Source organism: Salinimicrobium gaetbulicola, from assembly GCF_042676025.1.
Lineage (GTDB): Bacteria > Bacteroidota > Bacteroidia > Flavobacteriales > Flavobacteriaceae > Salinimicrobium > Salinimicrobium gaetbulicola.
The window spans coordinates 1,077,505-1,097,215 of sequence record NZ_JBHTJP010000035.1 but is presented as its reverse complement, the minus strand read 5'-3'; the positions used below and the strand labels follow the sequence as shown (position 1 = coordinate 1,097,215).

Sequence of the window (19,711 nt, the reverse complement as noted above, 5' to 3'; positions counted from 1 at the left end):
TTGTCGCTTCCTTAAGACTGTTTAGGATTTACGAAAGCTTTGATTTTGATTTGTTCTTTACCAGATTCGGTATTAGCCGTAATATTTACGGTCTTAGTTACCTGGTTCTGGCCGCTACCATTAAATTTAACTAGCATTTCTCCTTTTTCACCCGGGGCAATTGGCTCTTTTGTCCAGGTCGGAACAGTACATCCGCAAGAGCTTGACGCATTAGTGATTACCAAAGGAGCTTTTCCTGTGTTGGTAAAAGTAAACGTATGCTCCTGTGCAGCACCTTGTTCTATTGTCCCGAAGTCAAATTCAGTCTCGTCGAAGGACATTTCAGGATAAACAACTTCCTGAGCATCACGCTCAGCAGCTTCTTCTACGTTTTCAGCTTTAACTTTGTTCGATGCATCATCCTTGCATGAGGTAAAAACCATAGCAGCAACGAGAGCTAAAAATAACATTCCTTTTTTCATAATTAACAATTTGTGGTTAAAGTGATAAAATTAATAAATTTAAGGGGACTACATAAGGCCACGCCCCATTTTATTGAGCTTGCCCTCTTCCTGGTACTCTTTTGAGAGTTTATCAAGGATCCCGTTTATAAAAATACTACTTTTAGGAGTACTGTATTCCTTGGCAATTTCTAAATATTCGTTAATAGTCACCTTCACAGGGATCGATGGGAACTTTAAAAATTCACAAATTGCCATCTTTATAAGAATAGTATCCAGGTCGGCGATGCGTTCCTTATCCCAGTTAGGAGTTTTACCCTCCATCTCCTGAGCCAGGCTCTCATCATTCAATAAGGTCTTTCTGAAAAGCTGCACTGCAAAATCCTTGTCGTCTGTACTTTTAACAAGACGGGTAAGAGCATGCTCTTTTCCTGACTGTAATTTCTGAAGCATTTTTACAATGGCAGTATTTACAAGCGGAAGGTCATCTATCCAGGTGATCTTCTTATCCTCCAGGTAATCGTATAATTTTTCGTTAGGTGCAATGATCTCTTTAAAGACCTTGATCAAAAAATCCTTGTCCTCTTTAAAGGTACCGGTTCTGGAGACCATATACTCCTCATAGATCTCGCTGTTCTTGATCTCATTCCAAAGGATACCAACATATTCGTCATCATGCTTCCAATGATTCAACTTTCTGTTCTCGATCCCGTTTTGAAGGCCGGTATTCGCTTCCAGCAAACTGATCAATTCATTGTTCACGAATTTTTTGTTGGGATCTCTGTCTTCCTCAGAAGGTAGATGTTTCTGTTGAGATTTCTCCATAAAGTCTGCTGCATGATCCTTGATCTCTACAAAAAGATTCAGTAGCAAAAGATACAGATCGTACATCTCCTCCATACTTTTCAGAAGGAATTTTTCTTCTGAATTGATATTATCATTTTCACTTTGAGAGTACGCATACAATGACTGCATTACTTTAACTCTGATATGTCTTCTGGTTAACATAGCTGTAAAAGAACTTTTAAAAATTATAGGGGGCGAAAGGAAATCCTTTCGCCCCGCAAAAATACTATTAAATTGAAAAACCGCTTAGCTTATTGCTGCTTTTTTCTATCGGCAATTCGCTGTTGCGCTATTTTCAACGCAGCCTCATGCGTTGAGATGTCATTGACATCTGCGCTTGTGAGGATCTCAAGAGTAGTATTGTAGATATTCTGTGTCTTCTCCATGATCTCCTTCTTCCCGTAACCTTCGAGTTCAGCATAAACATTGATGATACCTCCGGCATTGATAAGAAAATCTGGAGCATATAAAATTCCTTTTTCTCTAAGTACGATCCCGTGCTTACGGTCATCTGCCAGCTGGTTGTTCGCTGCACCGGCGATAATAGAAGCTTTGAAACGATCGATTGTTTCATCGTTGATCGTGGCTCCAAGAGCACATGGCGCGTAAATATCCACATCTGCAGAATACACATCGGCATCTGTAAAGATCTGCGCATTATATAATTTACTAACTTCTTCCAGTCGGGCCTGGTTGATATCACTGATAAGAACTTTTGCTCCTTCTTTGGAAAGGTGTTCTACCAGAGATTCTCCAACGTGACCAATTCCCTGCACCAAAACAGATTTTCCTTCAAGGTTATCTGTTCCGAATTTGAATTTAGCAGCCGCCTTCATTCCCATATACACCCCGTAGGCAGTAATAGGGGAAGGATTTCCTGCTCCTCCTTTATCTTCAGAAATACCCGTAACATAAGGAGTCACCTCTCTTACGGTATCCATATCTGCAGTTTCCATTCCCACATCTTCGGCAGTGATATATTTTCCGCTTAAAGAATGAACGAATTCACCGAATCTGCGCATAAGCTCTGGAGTCTTTTGGGTTTTAGCATCCCCAATGATCACAGCTTTACCTCCACCAAGATTTAATCCTGTAATGGCACTTTTAAAGGTCATCCCGCGGGACAGCCTCAAAACATCATTTACGGCATCCCATTCACTGCTGTAGTTCCACATTCTGGTTCCTCCCAGAGCAGGTCCTAAAACTGTATTGTGAATTCCAATAATTGCCTTTAATCCTGTATCTTTGTCGTTGCAAAAAACCACTTGCTCATGGTCATCGAAAGAAAGCTGCCCAAAGACCGGAGCGGCTTTTTTAAGTTCATTTGCCTTTAGAACGTCCACTGTCATAAGTTTTTAAATAAAAGTTGGAATTTCGTTTAATCGAAAAAATTCAAGGCAAAAATAAGGAATATTTCAATTTGACCATCCTTTTTCCTTTGATAAATAAGGAATTGCGAATAATTGCAGTTTTTAACAGCTATGAAAGAATTAAAACACGTAAATAAATATTTTCTCAAATATAAATGGCATTTGATCGTAGGCCTTTTTATAACTATCGCTGCAAGGGTGTTTGCCATCCTTACTCCGAGATTTATAGGAGAGTCCACCAACGCCATAGAAAAATACGTAAACGGGGAAATAGTTTCTGAAGCTGCCGTTCGCTCAGAATTGATGACTAATATTTTGCTCATTTTAGGAGCCACACTGATTGCCGCATTCTTCACCTTTTTAATGCGCCAAACCTTCATCGTGGTTTCCCGTCATATTGAGTACGACCTCAAAAATGAGATCTTCCGGAAATATGAGGACCTGTCACTAAACTTTTACAAACAGAACCGTACCGGGGACCTCATGAACAGGATCAGCGAAGATGTTTCAAAAGTGAGAATGTACCTGGGGCCGGCCATCATGTATAGCGTTCAAACAGGAGTTCTTTTCATAGTGGTAATTCCTTATATGTTCTCCCAGGCTCCGGAACTTACCATGTACACTATTGCACCGCTGCCAATACTATCGTTCGCCATCTATAAATTAAGTGTGGCGATTAATAAAAGAAGTACCATCGTACAACAGTACCTGTCAAAATTGAACACGTTTACCCAGGAAAGTTTCAGCGGAATATCAGTCATTAAATCGTACGGACTGGAACCACAAATGAATACTTCCTTTACCGAACTTTCCAACGATAACAAAGCGAAGAACATCGACCTTGTAAAGGTACAGGCTTTCTTTTTTCCGCTTATGGTCCTCCTGATAGGAGCGAGCAATATTCTTGTGATCTTCGTGGGTGGCCGTAAGTTCATCATGGGAGAAATTGACAACCTCGGGATAATCGTGGAATTTTTGCTGTATGTAAATATGCTGACCTGGCCTGTTGCGACTGTGGGATGGGTAACCTCCATTGTCCAACAGGCTGAAGCTTCACAGAAAAGGATCAACGAATTTTTAAAGGAAGTGCCTAGCATCCAAAATCCTTCCTTAGAACCGGAAAACGTCGAGGGGTCCATCACCTTTAAAAATGTTTCTTTTACCTATGAAGACACAAATATCACAGCCCTTAAAAATGTCTCTTTTGAAGTAGAAAGCGGTGAAACTCTTGCTATTATCGGAAAAACCGGATCTGGGAAATCAACCATCCTGGAATTGATCGGGCGTCTTTATGATGTGGATGAGGGTGTGATCGCGATCGACGGAAAGGACATTAGGAAGATGAACCTCAACGAGCTAAGAGACGGGATTGGATATGTGCCTCAAGACGCCTTCCTCTTTAGCGATTCCATTAAAAATAATATTCGCTTCGGAAAAGCGGAAGCCAGCGACAAGGAGATCATGGAAGCCGCGAAAGTGGCTGCCGTCCACAAAAATATCGTGGGCTTCAGTAAAGGTTATGATACAATTTTAGGGGAAAGAGGGATCACGCTTTCAGGCGGACAAAAACAACGAGTTTCTATCGCAAGGGCAATTATTCATGATCCTAAGGTCCTCCTTTTTGACGATTCTCTTTCCGCAGTAGACACCGAAACAGAAGAGGAAATCCTCAATAATTTGTTCAAAATTTCCAAGGATAAGACCACAATCATCGTAAGTCACCGGATCTCGTCAGTTAAAAATGCTGATAAAATCATTATTCTAGAAGGTGGAGAAATAGTTCAACGTGGAACGCACCAGGAATTACTGGGCCAGGACGGCTACTACAAAGAACTTTATTTAAAACAACTAAGTGAAAAAGAAATGTAAAAATTTGTTGCGGAATGTTAATTTTTTTTAGAATTTTGGAGATATGATTTACAAACCGTAAAAGACAATTGATTATGAGCGACAATGGAACGATTGAAAAAGAAGAGATTTTTTCCAAAGTCTTAAGAGCTGGGAGACGCACCTACTTCTTTGATGTTAGGGCGACTAAAGCAAATGATTACTACCTGACTATCACTGAAAGTAAAAAATTCACGAACGAAGACGGTTCGTTCCACTACAAGAAACATAAGATCTACCTTTACAAAGAAGATTTTGCCGGTTTTAATGAGATACTTAAGGAGATGACTGATTATATTCTTGATGAAAAAGGTGAAGAAGTGATCAGTGAGCGTCACCAAAAGAATTTCAAGAAAGAAAATGAAGAGGAGGACACGGTTGAATCAGCTGCCACTCCATCTGCCGCTGCTTTTACAGACATTAGCTTTGATGACATTTAATTAGATATACTCTAAATATAAAAACCCGCCCAAATGGACGGGTTTTTTGTTTTCTACTATTAGGTTTCCCAACCTGATCATTAACAACAATCACTGCTGCAGCTAAGGCTCTTTGTTCTGGCATTTTCCCAGGCTTCCTTCCCTTCTTTCCAGGCATACCAGGCTATACCTATACTTCCCAAAGCATCCACATATGGGATCCCCCAAAGTTCGTAAAGCAGGCTTGAAGTCAGGAGAATAAAAGATAGGTAAAAGCAGGTTTTGGTACATTTCGCGTCAGAAATGATAGGCTGACTATTTAGTTTTTTTCCAACCTTGATCTTTTCCCTGTACAGAAAGTACATGGTAAGGATCGACAAAACGGCGATAATGATTCCCGCCAGGGTGGTTTCGGGTTCAGATCTATTGATCACTGCAAGAACCGCCCCAACAACCAGTCCGGCGGCAAGGGTGTACAAAGCCGTTCCGGTTATTTTGAGTGCCGTAACTTCAAAACTATCACGTTCTATCACGGGACGTCTTTTCATCCTGTAGATCATATGGGCGATTCCCACCCCAGACAACACCTCTACAAAACTGTCCAGACCAAATCCAAAGAGAGCAAGGGTTTCATCACTGGCCCCGAAAAAAGTGGAGACAGCACCTTCAACTGTATTATATCCTATCGTGATCATGCTCAATATAAAAGCATAATTCAGCCGTTTTTGAAATTTATCATCCATAGGCCTAAAATTAAGACTTCTCAATTAGAATTTTTGGGAAATGATCAAAAAGAAAAGGTGTCAAAAATGGGGATTTTTGACACCTTTTCCGGGTTTTGGGCTAAAGCCCTTTTTATCTATCTTCTTATTCCCCACGGCTAAAGCCGGAGACAATTCGAAATATTTGTTTATATCCTTATCTTAACTCCACCGTTTATCACAAATCCGTCCACCGGCGCATAGATATCTCTAAACTGGGGATCAGAGATCGAACCGGTATAGATGGTATCAAAACCGGTCTGTCTGGTATCAGTGAAATTTTCGAAATTCAGGAAGATCGAAAAATCCTCCCATTTCTTTTCGGTCATTAATCCAAATATCCAATAATCCTGTCCGGTAGTACCGTCATTGAGATCCTGGGGTCCATAATAATATCCTTCCAGACCAATTACTAAACTTTCCTCAATTTCATAGACCAGCACATTGTTGAGTCGATGCTGCGCAACCAAAGGCATCTCAGTTGTCTCTCCGCCGTAGTGCCTGTTTACATCAGCCAGCGTATAACCGGTGAACAGTTTAAAATTGCCATATTTAAACCTCATGTTGGCCTCCAGGCCTTTGGTATCAATATATCCTGCCGGCTGAGTGTACTCGTAAAACTCCCCTCCCGCATTACTCAGGATCAAAGGATCATTAACCTTGGTGTAAAATAATAAGGTATTCAGACTGAAATCAATTGTTTTGAAAAGTTCAGTCCTATAGTTTACATCCAGATTAAGCCCTATAGACCTCTCGGCTTCGGTTTGAGAAACATCAATGGGTAAAACATACCGGAATTGTATTCTTTCAGCATCCTCAGTGAAAATGGTCGGAGTTTTATAGCCAAGTCCCCCTCCTACCCTGGCGGTAACATTTTCAGAAAAATTGAACATAGCAGAAAGTCGCGGCAACACGAAGAACCCGTATTCATTTTGATAATCTGCCCGCAAACCTGTTTCCAAACTAAAAGTTTGAGATACGCTCCAGTTATTCTGAAGGAAAGCTCCGTACGTGATATGATTGTAATCCACGACCTGAGCTTGCGGATTGGGATCTTCCTCAAAGCTGTCAACATTCAGGTTAAGCCCTGCGATCCATTCCATTTCTGTACTTCCGAAATTATAAGCCACCTCATTGAATGACGCGAACTGATCACCGGAAAAAACAAAATCAGGGATCTCTATCTTCCTTTCAAAAAAGCTAAAACTGTTCTTCACACTTAAATAAGAGCCATCCAGGTAATATTGATCGAATCCTGCACGGGTGGTGATTCGCTCGGTATTATTACGCTCAAAATAGGGATCCTGTACCTCCTCGCCTTTAATAAAATCAATATTCCCGCCTGTTCTTTCTTCAATAACGGTATTCACACCCACTTCCAATGTTGTGCGGTCATTGATGTAATAGAACAGCCTCGGGTTGACTGTATAACGATTGAATTCGGGTATGGCTGTCAAACCAATATCTGCAGGGTCATAAGGATTTCCGTAGTTATAGGAGGCAAAGACGGTTGTTCCTATTTTGTCCCATTTATTAGAATAAAATGAGCTCACGTCCAGGCCAAGAGCAGAGGTCCCATTAAGCAAAAAGTTAAGCTCCCCTGCTTCTGTAGGTTTTTTGGAAACCAGGTTTACAAGACCGGCGATAGCACCACCCCCATATAAAGTTGAGGACGCTCCTTTGATCACCTCAACCTGCTGCAGGTCAAGCGGCACGATCTGCAACAGGCTCAATCCACCTGAAAATCCGGAATATAAAGGATATCCATCTTTCAAAAGCTGGGTATATTTACCATCCAGTCCCTGTATCCTGATACTGGAATTATAAGAAGTAGCAGAAGTTTGCTGCGTCCTGATCCCGGTAGTTTCGTTCAGTAACATCCTTATATCGCCGGGCTTCATATTTCCTTTTTCACCCAGTTCTTCCCCCGAGATCACTTCCACCCGCGTAGGCAGATCGGCAATGGTCCTTCGGGAACGGGTGGCCGAGATGATCACCTCTTCCATCTCCTCTCCTTTCGGAAAAAGATAGATCACCTGCGGCTCTTCTGTTTCCAAAGGAAATTCAAACTGCATTTCCCGGGTCTCATATCCTACAAAGCTGATCAATATGGTTTGTGCTCCATCGGGAACGTTATTCAGGACTATTTTCCCCTCCTGATCGGTTGTCGCTCCTATTGTACTACCTTTTACTGCAGCATTTGCTCCAACTAAAGGGCTGTTGGCCTCAGCATCAAAAATGTGTGCTTCAAACCGGTTTTGGGCATTTACAAGGGCTGACATCAGCATTATGGCAAATACCACTAAATATTTAGAATTCATGTTTTTAAAATTAAATAATGAAACTTGAAAAGAATATCACTCTTTCCTTTTAAAGCAAACGTTTAGTATTCGGTTTGGGAGGTTGCCAAATAGTTTCAGAAAACTCAGAAAAAAAACGTTGTTCCGGAAATTCAATTTCTGAGACTGAGGGTTGAATGTACAGACTTATTTTCGGCAGGTTCTCCTGTAGTACAAAGCCCACACAATTTCCACAGCTTAAAAATGGGGAACAGTTTCGCTCGGAATCTGTCTGTTGCTCAACAGGCTTTTCATCCGTACAGCTATCCAGGCAACAAGGAATCGCGCTGAGTGTCAAAATCAAAATAGAGAAAATGATCCCGGTTATTTTCATGACGGCAAATTTAAAAAAGCCTTCGGGATTAGCCCACTCTTAAGCCATTTTCTACTTTAAAGTCGGTATTCAGTAATACAATATCATTATCCTGCCCCACGGCTCCCAGCACCAGGCATTCACTCATGAAGTTCGCGATCTGTTTCTTCGGAAAGTTGACAACCGCGATGACCTGCCGGTCTAAAAGATCGTCTTTGGAATAGCGACGGGTGATCTGGGCAGAGGATTTGAGAATGCCGATCTCGGGTCCAAAATCTATCTTCAGCTGAAAGGCAGGATTTCGGGCTTCGGGAAAATCGTTTACCTCCACGATCGTTCCTACCCGCATTTCTACCTTTTCGAAGTCTGACCATGAAATTTCCATTATCCGAAGATCTTTTTGATAACCCAGGCCGGGCCAATTAAAAGGAATTGCAGGTCTTTCAAAAATGACGGTTTTTTACCTTCTATTTTATGTCCGTAAAACTGTCCTATCCAGGCGACCACGAAAATGATCAAAGAAACCATCCAGAGCTCCGCGACTAGAGAGATGTAATAATTCCCGGCTATACACAGCCCTGCAAAAATAAGGATCTTGAATCCCATGCTTAAAGACAGCCTGAAATAGAACAAAAGCACCAGGATTAAAGTCACTACAGCCCAATTTTCAAGAAACGGAACATAGATAGGGAAAACCCCTTTCAATGGTCCCGGTGGAATACTCATCAGTAATCCAACAATAGAAAAGAAGATGGCAGGCACACATATATAATGTATCACCTTATTGGTTTCATTCTGGTGACTCACCGCATATTCAGAAAACCACTGGTCTAAAGTTTTCATGCTTTTAGATTTTATCTGAACAAGATAGCATTTTTCCAAAAATTCCGTTTGAATTTCGTATTTTCAGAAATCAAAATGCACTAAATCTAATGGCTGAAACAAAATCCAATAAACTCCCTTTAGGTACCCAGGCGGCCGATTTCGAACTGGCAGATGCGGTAACCGCAAATTTATATTCGCTCGAAGATGTTCGCGGGGAGCGCGGCACTGTGATCATGTTCATTTGCAACCATTGCCCGTTTGTAAAACACGTTGCCGATGAGATAGTGAGGGTGGCAAATGATTACCGCGTTCTGGGATTTGGATTTGTCGCCATAAGCAGTAATGATGTGGAGCAATATCCTGAAGATCATCCTGACTTAATGTGGCAATTTGCCCGGAAGCATAATTTCACTTTCCCGTATTTGTATGACAGGGACCAGGAGGCAGCCTGGAATTATAAGGCAGCCTGCACCCCTGATTTTTATCTTTTTGACGCCGATCTCAAATTGGTCTATCACGGACAATTGGACAACTCACGCCCCGGGAATGGCATTCCGGTAAACGGTCGCGACCTGCGAGAAGCTTTAGACGCAGTGTTAAACAGTCGTCCTCTTCCCGGCCCTCAAAAACCTAGTATAGGCTGCGGAATTAAATGGAAATACCGGCCTTAAAAACCTTTTTTTAAGACAACTTTAAACACTCAGGATCAGTACTCTACCCCTTTTATTCAGTATTTTTAAACTGAATAATTAAAAACGTAAAACCATGAGTGTACTTAGATTAGGAGACAAAGCACCAAACTTTGACGCGGAAACTTCAGAAGGGAAAATTAATTTTTACGATTACCTGGGAGACAGTTGGGGGATTCTCTTTTCCCACCCTGCTGATTTCACACCCGTATGCACCACTGAGTTAGGAGCGGCTGCAAAATATAAAGATGAATTTGAAAAACGTAACGTAAAAGTTCTGGCCTTAAGCGTAGATGGAGCACAATCTCATAAAGACTGGATCAAAGACATAAATGAGACTCAAAACACCACCGTGAATTTCCCGATCATTGCTGATGAAGACCGAAAAGTTTCACAATTATATGATATGATCCATCCCAATGCAGACGACACCCTAACGGTACGGTCTGTTTACGTGATCGCGCCCGATAAAACCATTAAACTCATGATCACTTACCCTGCCAGTACAGGTAGAAACTTCAAAGAATTACTAAGAGTGATCGACTCTCTACAATTGACGGCACATCACAAGGTGGCCACCCCGGCTGATTGGCAGCAGGGAGAAGATGTGGTCATAAGCACCTCTGTTTCAAATAAAGAAGCAGAAAACAAATTCCCTAAAGGTTTCAAAGAGGTAAAACCTTATTTAAGATTAACCCCACAACCGGATTAGTGTTTGCGAACTGTTAGTATCAAAAAAAAGGCCTCACAGGATTTGGAAAACTGTGAGGCCTTTTAAATTCCAGAGGTTATCACCTGTATTATTTAACCTTCATCAATTCTACATCAAAAACAAGGGTCGCGTTTGGAGGGATCACCCCGCCGGCACCTCTTGACCCGTATCCTAAATGAGAAGGGATCACAAAACGTGCTTTATCCCCTTCTTTCAATAATTGGATTCCTTCATCCCAACCTTCGATCACATGCCCTTTTCCAAGAGGAAAATCGATAGGTTGCTTTCTCTTATAAGAAGAATCGAAAACAGTTCCGTCTGCAAGCATTCCTTTATAATGAACAGAAACCGTCTTTCCTTTTTCAGCTTTCTTCCCGTTGCCTTCTGAAACCATTTTGTAACGAAGTCCGCTTTCAGTCTTTTCAAATCCCTGGGATAGCTCTCCCATTAATTCTTCCTGTTGCTTTCTTGCCGCAGCCTCTCTTTCGGCTTTAGCTCCATTGAATTGTCTAAATGATTCCACGGCATTAAAGTTCTTTGCGGCATCACCTTCTCTTACGATCTCCAGCTTCTCGATCTTATCACCCTGCTTAATAGCATCGACAACATCCTGTCCTTCCACCACATGTCCAAAAACAGTATGTTTTCCATCTAGCCATGGTGTAGCCACGTGAGTAATAAAGAACTGGCTCCCGTTAGTTCCCGGTCCGGCATTTGCCATGGAAAGAATTCCCGGGCGGTCATGTTTTAGGTCGGGATGGATCTCATCTTCAAACTGATATCCGGGACCACCAACTCCGGTTCCCTTTGGGTCACCTCCCTGTACCATAAAATCAGGAATAACCCTGTGAAAGATCAATCCGTCATAATATGGAGTTCCCTGAGGTTTAGCCTCATTTTCCAGGTTACCTTCTGCTAATCCAACAAAGTTCCCTACCGTTCCCGGTGTTTTTTCTAATTCGAGTGCAACCAAAATCTCCCCTTTAGAAGTATGGAATTTTGCATATAATCCGTCGTTCATAACTGCTTTTTAAGTTAAAAAGGCAAAGATAAGAAAGCTTTTAAATGTTTAATGCCTTATGTTGAATGTATAACATAGGTTTAATAGGAATTTTCGATTCATTGAATGAATTGTAATGTGGAGGTCTCGACTCTGCTTGGCCTGACATTTGGCAACATACAACTTATCATAAAAAAAGCCGAAACTCTAGTTCCGGCTGTTATTCTATATTCATTAAGATTTTAGTTCGCTACCTCGCTTATAAATTTGATCCTGTATAATCTCAACTCTTCTTCATCATAATCACCGTCAAATTCCTCAAGAGCATCTTCGATCTTATCGGTTTCAGCATCTATAAAGTATTCATGTATCTCTTCCTGCTGATCTTCATCCAGGATCTCATCGATCCAGTAATTGATATTTAGCTTGGTACCGCTATAAACGATGGCTTCCATTTCCTTTATAAATTCAGGCATTTCCATGCCTTTTGCGGCAGCAATATCATCTAAAGGCAGTTTGCGGTCAACGTTCTGGATAATGTATAACTTTAATCCGCTATTGGCTCCTGTAGTCTTCACAACAAGATCATCGGGACGTGTAATATCATTATCCTCGACATATCTTCCAATAAGGTCTACGAATTCCTTTCCGTATTTCTTTGCTTTTCCTTCCCCTACTCCGTGAATATTACTCAATTCATCCACCGAAACCGGATATTTAAGAGCCATATCCTCAATGGAAGGATCCTGGAATACCACAAATGGAGGTACTCCCAGCTTTTTCGCCACTTTCTTACGCAATTCCTTGAGCATTTTCACCAATTTCTCATCGGTTCCGCCTCCGCTTTTTGCAGCTGTGACTATACCATCATTTCCGTCAACCTCATAAGTATGATCTTCGGTCATCATAAAGGATTGCGGTTTAGAAAGGTACTTTTCACCTTTCCCGGTAAGTTTAACCACTCCGTAGGTTTCTATATCCTTCCGAAGATATCCTGCGACCAGAACCTGACGTAATAATGCCATCCAGTATTTGGAATCCTTTCCACTACCCTTTCCAAAAAGTTCATGCTCATCAGTCTTATGCGACTTGATAACAGCATTTGACTTTCCTACCAGCGTATTGACCACCTCTTTGGATTTATAAAGCTGATTGGTCTCTTTCACTGTTCTCAACAACAATTCGACCTCATCCTGGGCTTCGTGTTTTTTCTTAGGGTTACGGACGTTATCGTCCATATCTGCACCTTCCCCGGTCTTTTCATCAAATTCTTCCCCAAAATAATGGAGGATGAATTTTCTTCTGGACACCGATGTTTCAGCAAAAGCTACCACTTCCTGAAGAAGGGCATGACCTATTTCCTGCTCGGCGACAGGCTTACCGCTCATGAACTTTTCAAGCTTTTCAATATCCTTGTAAGAATAAAAGGCCAGACAATGTCCTTCCCCGCCATCTCTACCGGCCCGTCCGGTTTCCTGGTAATAACTTTCAATACTCTTTGGAATATCATGGTGAATCACAAAGCGCACATCGGGTTTATCGATACCCATACCAAATGCAATGGTAGCCACCACCACATCAACATCTTCCATAAGGAACATGTCCTGATGCTTAGATCTGGTTTTAGCATCCAACCCGGCATGGTATGGTACTGCGGAAATTCCGTTCACCTGAAGGGTTTGAGCGAGCTCTTCCACCCGTTTACGGCTAAGGCAGTATATGATCCCTGTTTTCCCCTGATTTTGTTTGATAAACCGAATAATATCGGCATCGACATTCTTGGTCTTCGGGCGTATCTCGTAATAAAGGTTCGGCCTGTTAAAGCTTGCTTTAAAAGTTTTAGCATCAGTGATACCCAGGTTTTTCAGGATATCTTCCTGTACTTTTGGCGTAGCTGTAGCCGTTAGACCAATAATTGGAATATTATCTCCAATTCTTTTTACAATGGTGCGAAGATTTCGGTATTCGGGCCTGAAGTCGTGACCCCATTCACTGATACAGTGAGCTTCATCAATCGCCAGGAAAGAGATTTTAACGCTGCGTAAGAACTCAACGTTTTCTTCTTTTGTAAGGGATTCGGGGGCGACGTACAACAATTTCGTAATTCCGTTGGTAATATCTTCCTTCACCTGTTTCACTTCCGTTTTATTAAGGGAAGAGTTCAGCACGTGCGCGATCCCATTTTCCGAAGAAATTCCGCGGATCGCATCTACCTGGTTTTTCATCAGGGCGATAAGAGGAGAAACCACAATTGCAGTCCCTTCCTTAATCAAAGCCGGTAATTGATAACATAAAGATTTACCGCCTCCCGTAGGCATGACAACAAAAGTATTGTGATCATTGACAATACTTTTAATCACCTCTTCCTGAAGGCCTTTAAACTGGCTGAAACCAAAGTATTTTTTAAGCTGTTCGTGTAAGTTGATTTCCTGCGAAGTCATTCAATTGTGTTACAATTTTACATACATTTGCACAATTAAAGATACGTTTTTCTTTAAGTCGTGCAATTCATAATTCTACAAATTTGACACCTCAAGAAAAAATACTCTCTGTTGCCAGAGAAACCATTTCAACTGAAGCCAAAGCAATAGCAAATTTAGAGCAATTATTAGACCAAAATTTTGCTCAGGCCGTGGAGTCTATCTACGCATCCAAAGGTAGGGTTATTATCACAGGAATTGGCAAAAGTGCAGTAATTGCCACAAAAATTGTCGCCACTCTGAATTCCACCGGTACTCCCTCTGTTTTCATGCATGCTGCCGATGCTATTCACGGGGACCTTGGAACCATTCTTCAGGATGATGTGGTCATATGTATCTCTAAGAGCGGAAATACCCCAGAAATTAAGGTATTGGTTCCACTTATCAAGAATTTTAAAAACACCTTGATCGCAATAACCGGCAACCCTGATTCCTTTTTAGGGCAGCAAGCCGATTTTACGCTAAACTCATTTGTAGAAAAGGAAGCGTGTCCCAATAACCTGGCTCCAACAACCAGTACCACCGCGCAATTAGTGATGGGAGATGCCCTGGCAGTGTGTTTACTGAAGTTAAGAGGATTCTCCAGTAAGGACTTCGCAAAATACCACCCTGGAGGTGCATTAGGTAAAAAATTATATTTGAGAGTAAGTGACATCGCCGATCAAAACCAAAAACCGGCGGTAACTCCCACCACCCCTATCCCGCAAGTAATCGTGGAAATTTCGGAAAAAATGCTGGGAGTAGCCGCAGTGATCGAAAACGATGAGATCGTAGGGATCGTCACAGACGGTGACATACGCCGTATGTTGTATAAAAGCACCGATATTTCCGGACTTCAGGCCAAAGATATTATGAGCCTTCATCCAAAAACCATTTCTCATAAAGCCATGGCAGTTGATGCTCTCGATGTTCTGGAAGAGAACAAGATCTCTCAATTGCTGGCTGTCAAAAATGACAAATACTACGGGGTAGTACATTTACACAACCTAATAAGAGAAGGAATAATCTAGATGGCAAAGAAAGTAAAGAAAGCAGCCGGGGAAATGTCATTTTTGGACCACCTGGAGGAGCTACGCTGGCATTTGATAAGAGCCACTTTGGCAGTTGTCATAGCGGCCACCGCAGCTTTTCTGGCAAAAAGTTTCATATTTGACGTTCTATTATTCGGACCCACCAACGCCGATTTTTTCACATATGACATCTTGTGCAGAATGTCATCGTTAGTTGGTCTGGAAGGCGGTTTCTGTTTTGAAGAGATGCCATTCACCATACAATCCAGAACCATGGGCGGACAATTCTCAGCGCACATCTGGACTGCTATCACCGCTGGATTCATAATCGCGTTTCCTTACGTACTATATGAATTCTGGAAGTTTATTTCACCGGCCATGTACACCAATGAAAGGAACACAGCCAGAGGTTTTATCTTCATTTCCTCTCTTCTGTTCTTTTTAGGGGTATTATTTGGTTATTATTTGATCACGCCACTTTCCATCAACTTCCTCGGAAAATACCAGGTAAGTGAGAAAGTTTTGAATGAATTCGATATTGGCAGTTATATCTCATTAGTGAGATCATCTGTCCTCGCATGTGGCCTGATATTTGAGCTGCCCATCGTCATTTATTTCCTGACCAAGATAGGATTGGTTACCCCTGAATTTTTAAGAAAATACAGGAAATTCGCCTTGGTGATCGTACTTATAATTTCGGCCATTATTACCCCGCCGGATATTCTAAGCCAGATCATTGTCGCGATACCGGTACTGGTCCTGTATGAGATCAGCATTATTATTGCAAAAATTGTAACTAAAAAAGAAGAAAGAAAATTAAGAAAGCAGCAGCGATGAAAAATCAGGTAGAAGAATTCAACGAGTACCGCCAGAAGATGAACGATAAGATCCTTGGCGACAACAATAAGATCATAAAACGTATATTTAACCTTGACACCAATGCATTTTCTGCGGGCGCTCTTGACATAAAGACGAAAGAGTTACTTGGTTTAGTAGCCTCTACGGTGTTAAGGTGCGATGACTGTGTAAAATATCATTTAGAGACCTGTTATAAGGAAGGTATTTCTAAAGAAGAAACTATGGAAGCTCTAAGTATCGCCACCCTGGTAGGTGGGACTATTGTCATTCCACACCTTAGAAGAGCGTACGAATACTGGGAAGAATTGGAAAAATAGTATTGAGATCTGAGAATTGAGAATTGAGAGATGTTATTTCTGAAGTCTTAATTCTCTTCTCTTTCATGTAACTTTATCCTCTGGTCGAAAACCAAAATCTTATATCAACATGAAACTACGAGCCGAAAATCTTATTAAATCATATAAAGGACGGGAAGTCGTTAAAGGCATTTCTCTTGAAGTAAATCAGGGCGAGATCGTGGGGCTTCTTGGACCGAACGGAGCCGGGAAAACCACTTCTTTTTATATGATCGTAGGATTGATCAAACCTAATGGCGGCCGTATTTTTTTGGATAAGGAAAACATTACCAAATTCCCGATGTACAAAAGGGCTCAACACGGGATTGGATACCTGGCACAGGAAGCTTCTGTTTTTAGAAAGCTGAGTATTGAGGACAATATAATGAGCGTTCTGGAGCTTACCAAGTTGTCAAAAAAGGAACGCCAGATGAAAATGGAATCCCTGATCGAAGAATTCAGTCTTGGGCATATTCGGAAGAGCCGCGGAGACCTGTTAAGTGGAGGAGAGCGTCGTAGAACCGAGATCGCCCGTGCCCTGGCAACAGATCCAAACTTCATTCTCCTGGATGAACCTTTTGCCGGAGTTGACCCTGTAGCGGTTGAAGATATTCAAAGGATCGTCGCTCAGCTGAAAGACAAGAACATCGGAATTCTTATTACTGACCACAACGTTCAGGAAACCCTTGCTATTACAGACAGAACGTACTTAATGTTCGAAGGTCGCATTCTTAAAGCCGGAATTCCGGAAGAGCTGGCGGAAGATGAAATGGTTCGAAAAGTATATCTAGGTCAGAATTTTGAACTTCGGAAGAAAAAATTATTCCAATAGTTTTTACTGAAAGACGCTGAAAAGCTCAGTAATTTCTGATTTTTATTTCTGAAAATACTTTCAGAAATACCTTTTATCAAACTTTATTTCCCGGTCCTGTTAGAGATAATTGACAGAATTACATAGCTGACTATTATTACAGGGATCGCCGCGAACTGCAGAAAGATCAATAACAGCAGGCAGAAAAGTAAAAATCCGTAACGCAATTTATTTTTACCAAGAGACCAATCACTGAACTTCAGTGCAAATAATGGCACCTCAGCATTCAGCATAAAACAGCTGAATAAACTCAGCCCTACTAGAAACCACGGATTGAGTATAATCGCTACCAGTTCCGGTTGAGGCTGATAAATGAGTATCAGGGGTAAACTTATTATTAATAACGCGTTCGCTGGAGTGGGCAAACCAATGAAAGAATCTGATTGACGCTCATCAATATTGAATTTCGCCAATCTGTACCCTGATCCTAAGGTCACTAACAAACCTAACAAAGCCAAAACCGGAAAATTCCATTCAAAAAAGTTTTGTCCCGCCTCCCAGTCAATTGCTGTAGCCTCATATTTAGGGAGAGCCTTTCGGAATAGCTGAAACATAATAATTCCCGGCACCAATCCGCTGGTAACCATATCTGCCAGCGAATCTAACTGTAACCCTAATTCAGATTTCACATTAAGAAGTCTCGCGGCAAGTCCGTCGAAAAAGTCAAAAAAGATCCCCAGAGCTACAAAAATAGCAGCCATCACCAGGTTGCCTTGCACCGCGAAGATCGTCGCGATACTTCCGCAGAGAAGGTTTAGCAAAGTGATAGTATTGGGAATATGTCTGGTAAGGTTCATATTGGTTGGTTTTGGGTAAAAATAGTAAAAAGGCAGCAGAGTTAGTCAAAGATTAAATTCTGAAAAAACCGGTATTCCCGAAAAGGCTTCCCGGAATGTAAACAGAGTTTGCTAAATTTGGCACAAAGCTCCCTGATGAAATACTTTATATACGCACTTGTTTCCGGATTTATACTAGCCCTGGGCTGGCCCACATATGGATTTCCGTTTCTTCTTTTCTTCGGATTCGTTCCTTTACTCTATGTTGAAAACCACCTGAGGGAACAAGGCGCGAAGCATCATAAATGGAAGATCTTCGGGCTTTCTTATTTAAGCTTTTTCATTTGGAATGTGATCACTACCTATTGGCTTTATATTTCCACGCCATTTGGAGGTGTTTTCGCCATCGTCATGAATTCCCTTTTCATGGCATTGGTATTCCTCATTTTTCACCAGGTTGCCAAAAAAGTGAATTTTAAAGCTTCCGCATCCTTCTTCATAAGTATTTGGATGGTCTTTGAATATCTGCATTTGAACTGGGAATTTTCCTGGCCCTGGCTGAACCTGGGAAATGGGTTTTCTGAATTCACCTCCTGGATACAGTGGTATGAATACACCGGTACTTTCGGCGGAACGCTTTGGGTCCTGCTTGCTAATTTTTCATTACTGAAAATGTGGCTTCTTTTTGAAAAATATCAGGATAAAGGAATCATATATCGGGGGGCGTTAAAAACCGGGCTATTAATTCTTGTTCCGATCCTTATTTCTTTGATCATTCTGAACAATTATGAAGAAAGTGACAGAAGTATCGAAGCCGTTGTACTCCAACCGAATATCAACCCCTACACCGAAAAATACAATACCACAGACACCCGCATAGGCGAACTTCTTACCAAACTTGCCGAAAATAAGATCACTCCTAATACTAAAGTGGTGATCGCTCCCGAGACTGTTTTTGCTGACGGAACTGTGCTGAGCAGGTTCAGGAATTCTGAAGCCAGTTACTACACCCGAGAATTCGTGAGAAACCATCCGGAAATATCATTTTTGAGTGGTATTTCCATGTATGAGCGATTCAATGATCCTTCAAGAGTTACAGGGCAAAGTAACCAGATCGGACCAATGGATTGGTATAATGACTACAACTCGGCATTTTTGGTGAACGCAAATGATTCCGTGAGCTTCTACCACAAGTCAAAACTGGTGGTGGGAGTTGAGAATTTCCCTTATCAGGAGGTGTTGCGCCCTATCCTGGGAGATGTCATGATCGATCTTGGAGGAACGGTGGCCATGAAAACCACCCAGCCAGAAAGAAGTGTTTTTGAACTGGATGAATCGGGAGAGGCCGGACCAATAATATGTTATGAATCGGTCTATGGAGATTACGTTACGGGCTATGTAAATAACGGAGCCGATTTCCTGGCGATCATTACCAATGATGCCTGGTGGGGAAAAACCCAGGGTCACAAACAGCATTTGAGTTATGCGAGGCTTCGCGCAATTGAAAACCGACGCTCGGTAGCCAGAAGCGCCAATACAGGGATCTCGGCTTTTATCAACGAGAAGGGAGAGATCACAAAATCATTAGGCTATGAAAAGCAAGGAGCTTTGATAGGAGAAATAACTTTGAACGATAAAGTCACTTTTTACTCCCGCCATGGAGATTACATTGCCCGTATCGCACAATTTTTAGCCCTCTTCATTTTCCTTTTTGCGATGATAAAATGGAAACGCAGCCGGATCAGTTAAAGCAGTAACCGGTTGTCAGTGGTCAGTTGAT

The 19,711-nt window shown here is 41.7% G+C and carries 20 protein-coding genes; 9 read left to right on the top strand and 11 right to left on the bottom strand.

Going from position 1 to position 19,711, the window contains the following annotated elements; all coding sequences use genetic code 11:
* Positions 1 to 11: 11 nt before the first annotated feature.
* The 3 genes from ACFQ1G_RS14395 to ACFQ1G_RS14385 all read right to left on the bottom strand — a co-directional run bounded on the left by ACFQ1G_RS14395 (position 12) and on the right by ACFQ1G_RS14385 (position 2,635).
* Positions 12 to 461 carry a DUF1573 domain-containing protein gene (locus ACFQ1G_RS14395; protein WP_380740722.1) on the bottom strand — a complete coding sequence of 150 codons (450 nt, stop codon included), beginning with the start codon at positions 459 to 461 and terminating at the stop codon, positions 12 to 14.
* A 48-nt stretch (positions 462 to 509) separates the two neighbouring features.
* Positions 510 to 1,448, bottom strand: a complete 939-nt coding sequence (locus tag ACFQ1G_RS14390; RefSeq protein ID WP_380740720.1) for a transcription antitermination protein NusB — start codon at positions 1,446 to 1,448, stop codon at positions 510 to 512.
* Between the two features lie 89 nt (positions 1,449 to 1,537).
* Entirely contained in the window at positions 1,538 to 2,635 is a 1,098-nt protein-coding gene (locus tag ACFQ1G_RS14385; RefSeq protein WP_380740718.1) for a Glu/Leu/Phe/Val family dehydrogenase, read from the bottom strand.
* A 132-nt stretch (positions 2,636 to 2,767) separates the two neighbouring features.
* Here ACFQ1G_RS14385 and ACFQ1G_RS14380 point away from each other — a divergent pair, with 132 nt between their 5' ends.
* Positions 2,768 to 4,525, top strand: a complete 1,758-nt coding sequence (locus ACFQ1G_RS14380) for an ABC transporter ATP-binding protein (RefSeq protein WP_380740716.1) — start codon at positions 2,768 to 2,770, stop codon at positions 4,523 to 4,525.
* A 74-nt stretch (positions 4,526 to 4,599) separates the two neighbouring features.
* Positions 4,600 to 4,983, top strand: coding sequence for a PUR family DNA/RNA-binding protein (locus ACFQ1G_RS14375; RefSeq protein ID WP_380740714.1), 384 nt, complete (start codon positions 4,600 to 4,602; stop codon positions 4,981 to 4,983).
* Between the two features lie 80 nt (positions 4,984 to 5,063).
* On the opposite strand, the gene ACFQ1G_RS14370 is transcribed toward ACFQ1G_RS14375, so the two are convergent.
* The 5 genes from ACFQ1G_RS14370 to ACFQ1G_RS14350 all read right to left on the bottom strand — a co-directional run bounded on the left by ACFQ1G_RS14370 (position 5,064) and on the right by ACFQ1G_RS14350 (position 9,218).
* Positions 5,064 to 5,705 (bottom strand): cation transporter, encoded by a 642-nt coding sequence (locus ACFQ1G_RS14370; protein ID WP_380740712.1) that lies wholly within the window; start codon positions 5,703 to 5,705, stop codon positions 5,064 to 5,066.
* Between the two features lie 167 nt (positions 5,706 to 5,872).
* Positions 5,873 to 8,044, bottom strand: a complete 2,172-nt coding sequence (locus ACFQ1G_RS14365; RefSeq protein ID WP_380740710.1) for a TonB-dependent receptor — start codon at positions 8,042 to 8,044, stop codon at positions 5,873 to 5,875.
* A 49-nt stretch (positions 8,045 to 8,093) separates the two neighbouring features.
* Complete coding sequence (locus ACFQ1G_RS14360) at positions 8,094 to 8,396, bottom strand: hypothetical protein (RefSeq protein WP_380740708.1); 303 nt, start codon at positions 8,394 to 8,396, stop codon at positions 8,094 to 8,096.
* Between the two features lie 28 nt (positions 8,397 to 8,424).
* A complete protein-coding gene (locus ACFQ1G_RS14355) occupies positions 8,425 to 8,760 on the bottom strand; it encodes a tRNA-binding protein (RefSeq protein ID WP_380740706.1) in 336 nt (111 codons plus the stop codon).
* Entirely contained in the window at positions 8,760 to 9,218 is a 459-nt protein-coding gene (locus tag ACFQ1G_RS14350; protein ID WP_380740704.1) for an Mpo1 family 2-hydroxy fatty acid dioxygenase, read from the bottom strand. The genes ACFQ1G_RS14355 and ACFQ1G_RS14350 overlap by 1 nt, the downstream gene beginning before the upstream one ends.
* Before the next feature lie 89 nt (positions 9,219 to 9,307).
* Between ACFQ1G_RS14350 and ACFQ1G_RS14345 the strand changes: the two genes are divergently transcribed.
* The gene (locus ACFQ1G_RS14345) at positions 9,308 to 9,871 is read left to right on the top strand and encodes a thioredoxin family protein (RefSeq protein ID WP_380740702.1); all 564 of its coding nucleotides are present in this window, start codon (positions 9,308 to 9,310) and stop codon (positions 9,869 to 9,871) included.
* 94 nt (positions 9,872 to 9,965) lie between these two features.
* The gene (locus ACFQ1G_RS14340) at positions 9,966 to 10,601 is read left to right on the top strand and encodes a peroxiredoxin (protein WP_380740700.1); all 636 of its coding nucleotides are present in this window, start codon (positions 9,966 to 9,968) and stop codon (positions 10,599 to 10,601) included.
* Positions 10,602 to 10,689: 88 nt separating this feature from the next.
* Here the strand turns inward: ACFQ1G_RS14340 and ACFQ1G_RS14335 are convergent, their stop codons facing one another.
* Together ACFQ1G_RS14335 and ACFQ1G_RS14330 are read right to left on the bottom strand one after the other, a co-directional pair.
* Positions 10,690 to 11,622, bottom strand: coding sequence for a peptidylprolyl isomerase (locus ACFQ1G_RS14335; RefSeq protein WP_380740699.1), 933 nt, complete (start codon positions 11,620 to 11,622; stop codon positions 10,690 to 10,692).
* Positions 11,623 to 11,843: 221 nt separating this feature from the next.
* Positions 11,844 to 14,042 (bottom strand): RecQ family ATP-dependent DNA helicase, encoded by a 2,199-nt coding sequence (locus ACFQ1G_RS14330; RefSeq protein WP_380740697.1) that lies wholly within the window; start codon positions 14,040 to 14,042, stop codon positions 11,844 to 11,846.
* A gap of 83 nt (positions 14,043 to 14,125) precedes the next feature.
* On the opposite strand from ACFQ1G_RS14330, the gene ACFQ1G_RS14325 reads away from it, so the two are divergent.
* The 4 genes from ACFQ1G_RS14325 (at position 14,126) to lptB (ending at position 17,116) form a co-directional block, all read left to right on the top strand.
* Entirely contained in the window at positions 14,126 to 15,091 is a 966-nt protein-coding gene (locus tag ACFQ1G_RS14325) for a KpsF/GutQ family sugar-phosphate isomerase (RefSeq protein WP_380740695.1), read from the top strand.
* Positions 15,092 to 15,928, top strand: coding sequence for a twin-arginine translocase subunit TatC (gene tatC / locus ACFQ1G_RS14320; RefSeq protein WP_380740693.1), 837 nt, complete (start codon positions 15,092 to 15,094; stop codon positions 15,926 to 15,928).
* A complete protein-coding gene (locus ACFQ1G_RS14315; RefSeq protein WP_380740691.1) occupies positions 15,925 to 16,266 on the top strand; it encodes a carboxymuconolactone decarboxylase family protein in 342 nt (113 codons plus the stop codon). Before tatC ends, ACFQ1G_RS14315 begins: the two co-directional genes overlap by 4 nt.
* 109 nt (positions 16,267 to 16,375) lie before the next feature.
* Complete coding sequence (lptB, locus tag ACFQ1G_RS14310) at positions 16,376 to 17,116, top strand: LPS export ABC transporter ATP-binding protein (protein WP_380740690.1); 741 nt, start codon at positions 16,376 to 16,378, stop codon at positions 17,114 to 17,116.
* Between the two features lie 83 nt (positions 17,117 to 17,199).
* On the opposite strand, the gene ACFQ1G_RS14305 is transcribed toward lptB, so the two are convergent.
* Positions 17,200 to 17,952 (bottom strand): CDP-alcohol phosphatidyltransferase family protein, encoded by a 753-nt coding sequence (locus ACFQ1G_RS14305; protein ID WP_380740688.1) that lies wholly within the window; start codon positions 17,950 to 17,952, stop codon positions 17,200 to 17,202.
* A 135-nt stretch (positions 17,953 to 18,087) separates the two neighbouring features.
* Between ACFQ1G_RS14305 and lnt the strand changes: the two genes are divergently transcribed.
* Positions 18,088 to 19,680, top strand: a complete 1,593-nt coding sequence (gene lnt, locus ACFQ1G_RS14300; protein ID WP_380740686.1) for an apolipoprotein N-acyltransferase — start codon at positions 18,088 to 18,090, stop codon at positions 19,678 to 19,680.
* Positions 19,681 to 19,711 lie beyond the last annotated feature (31 nt).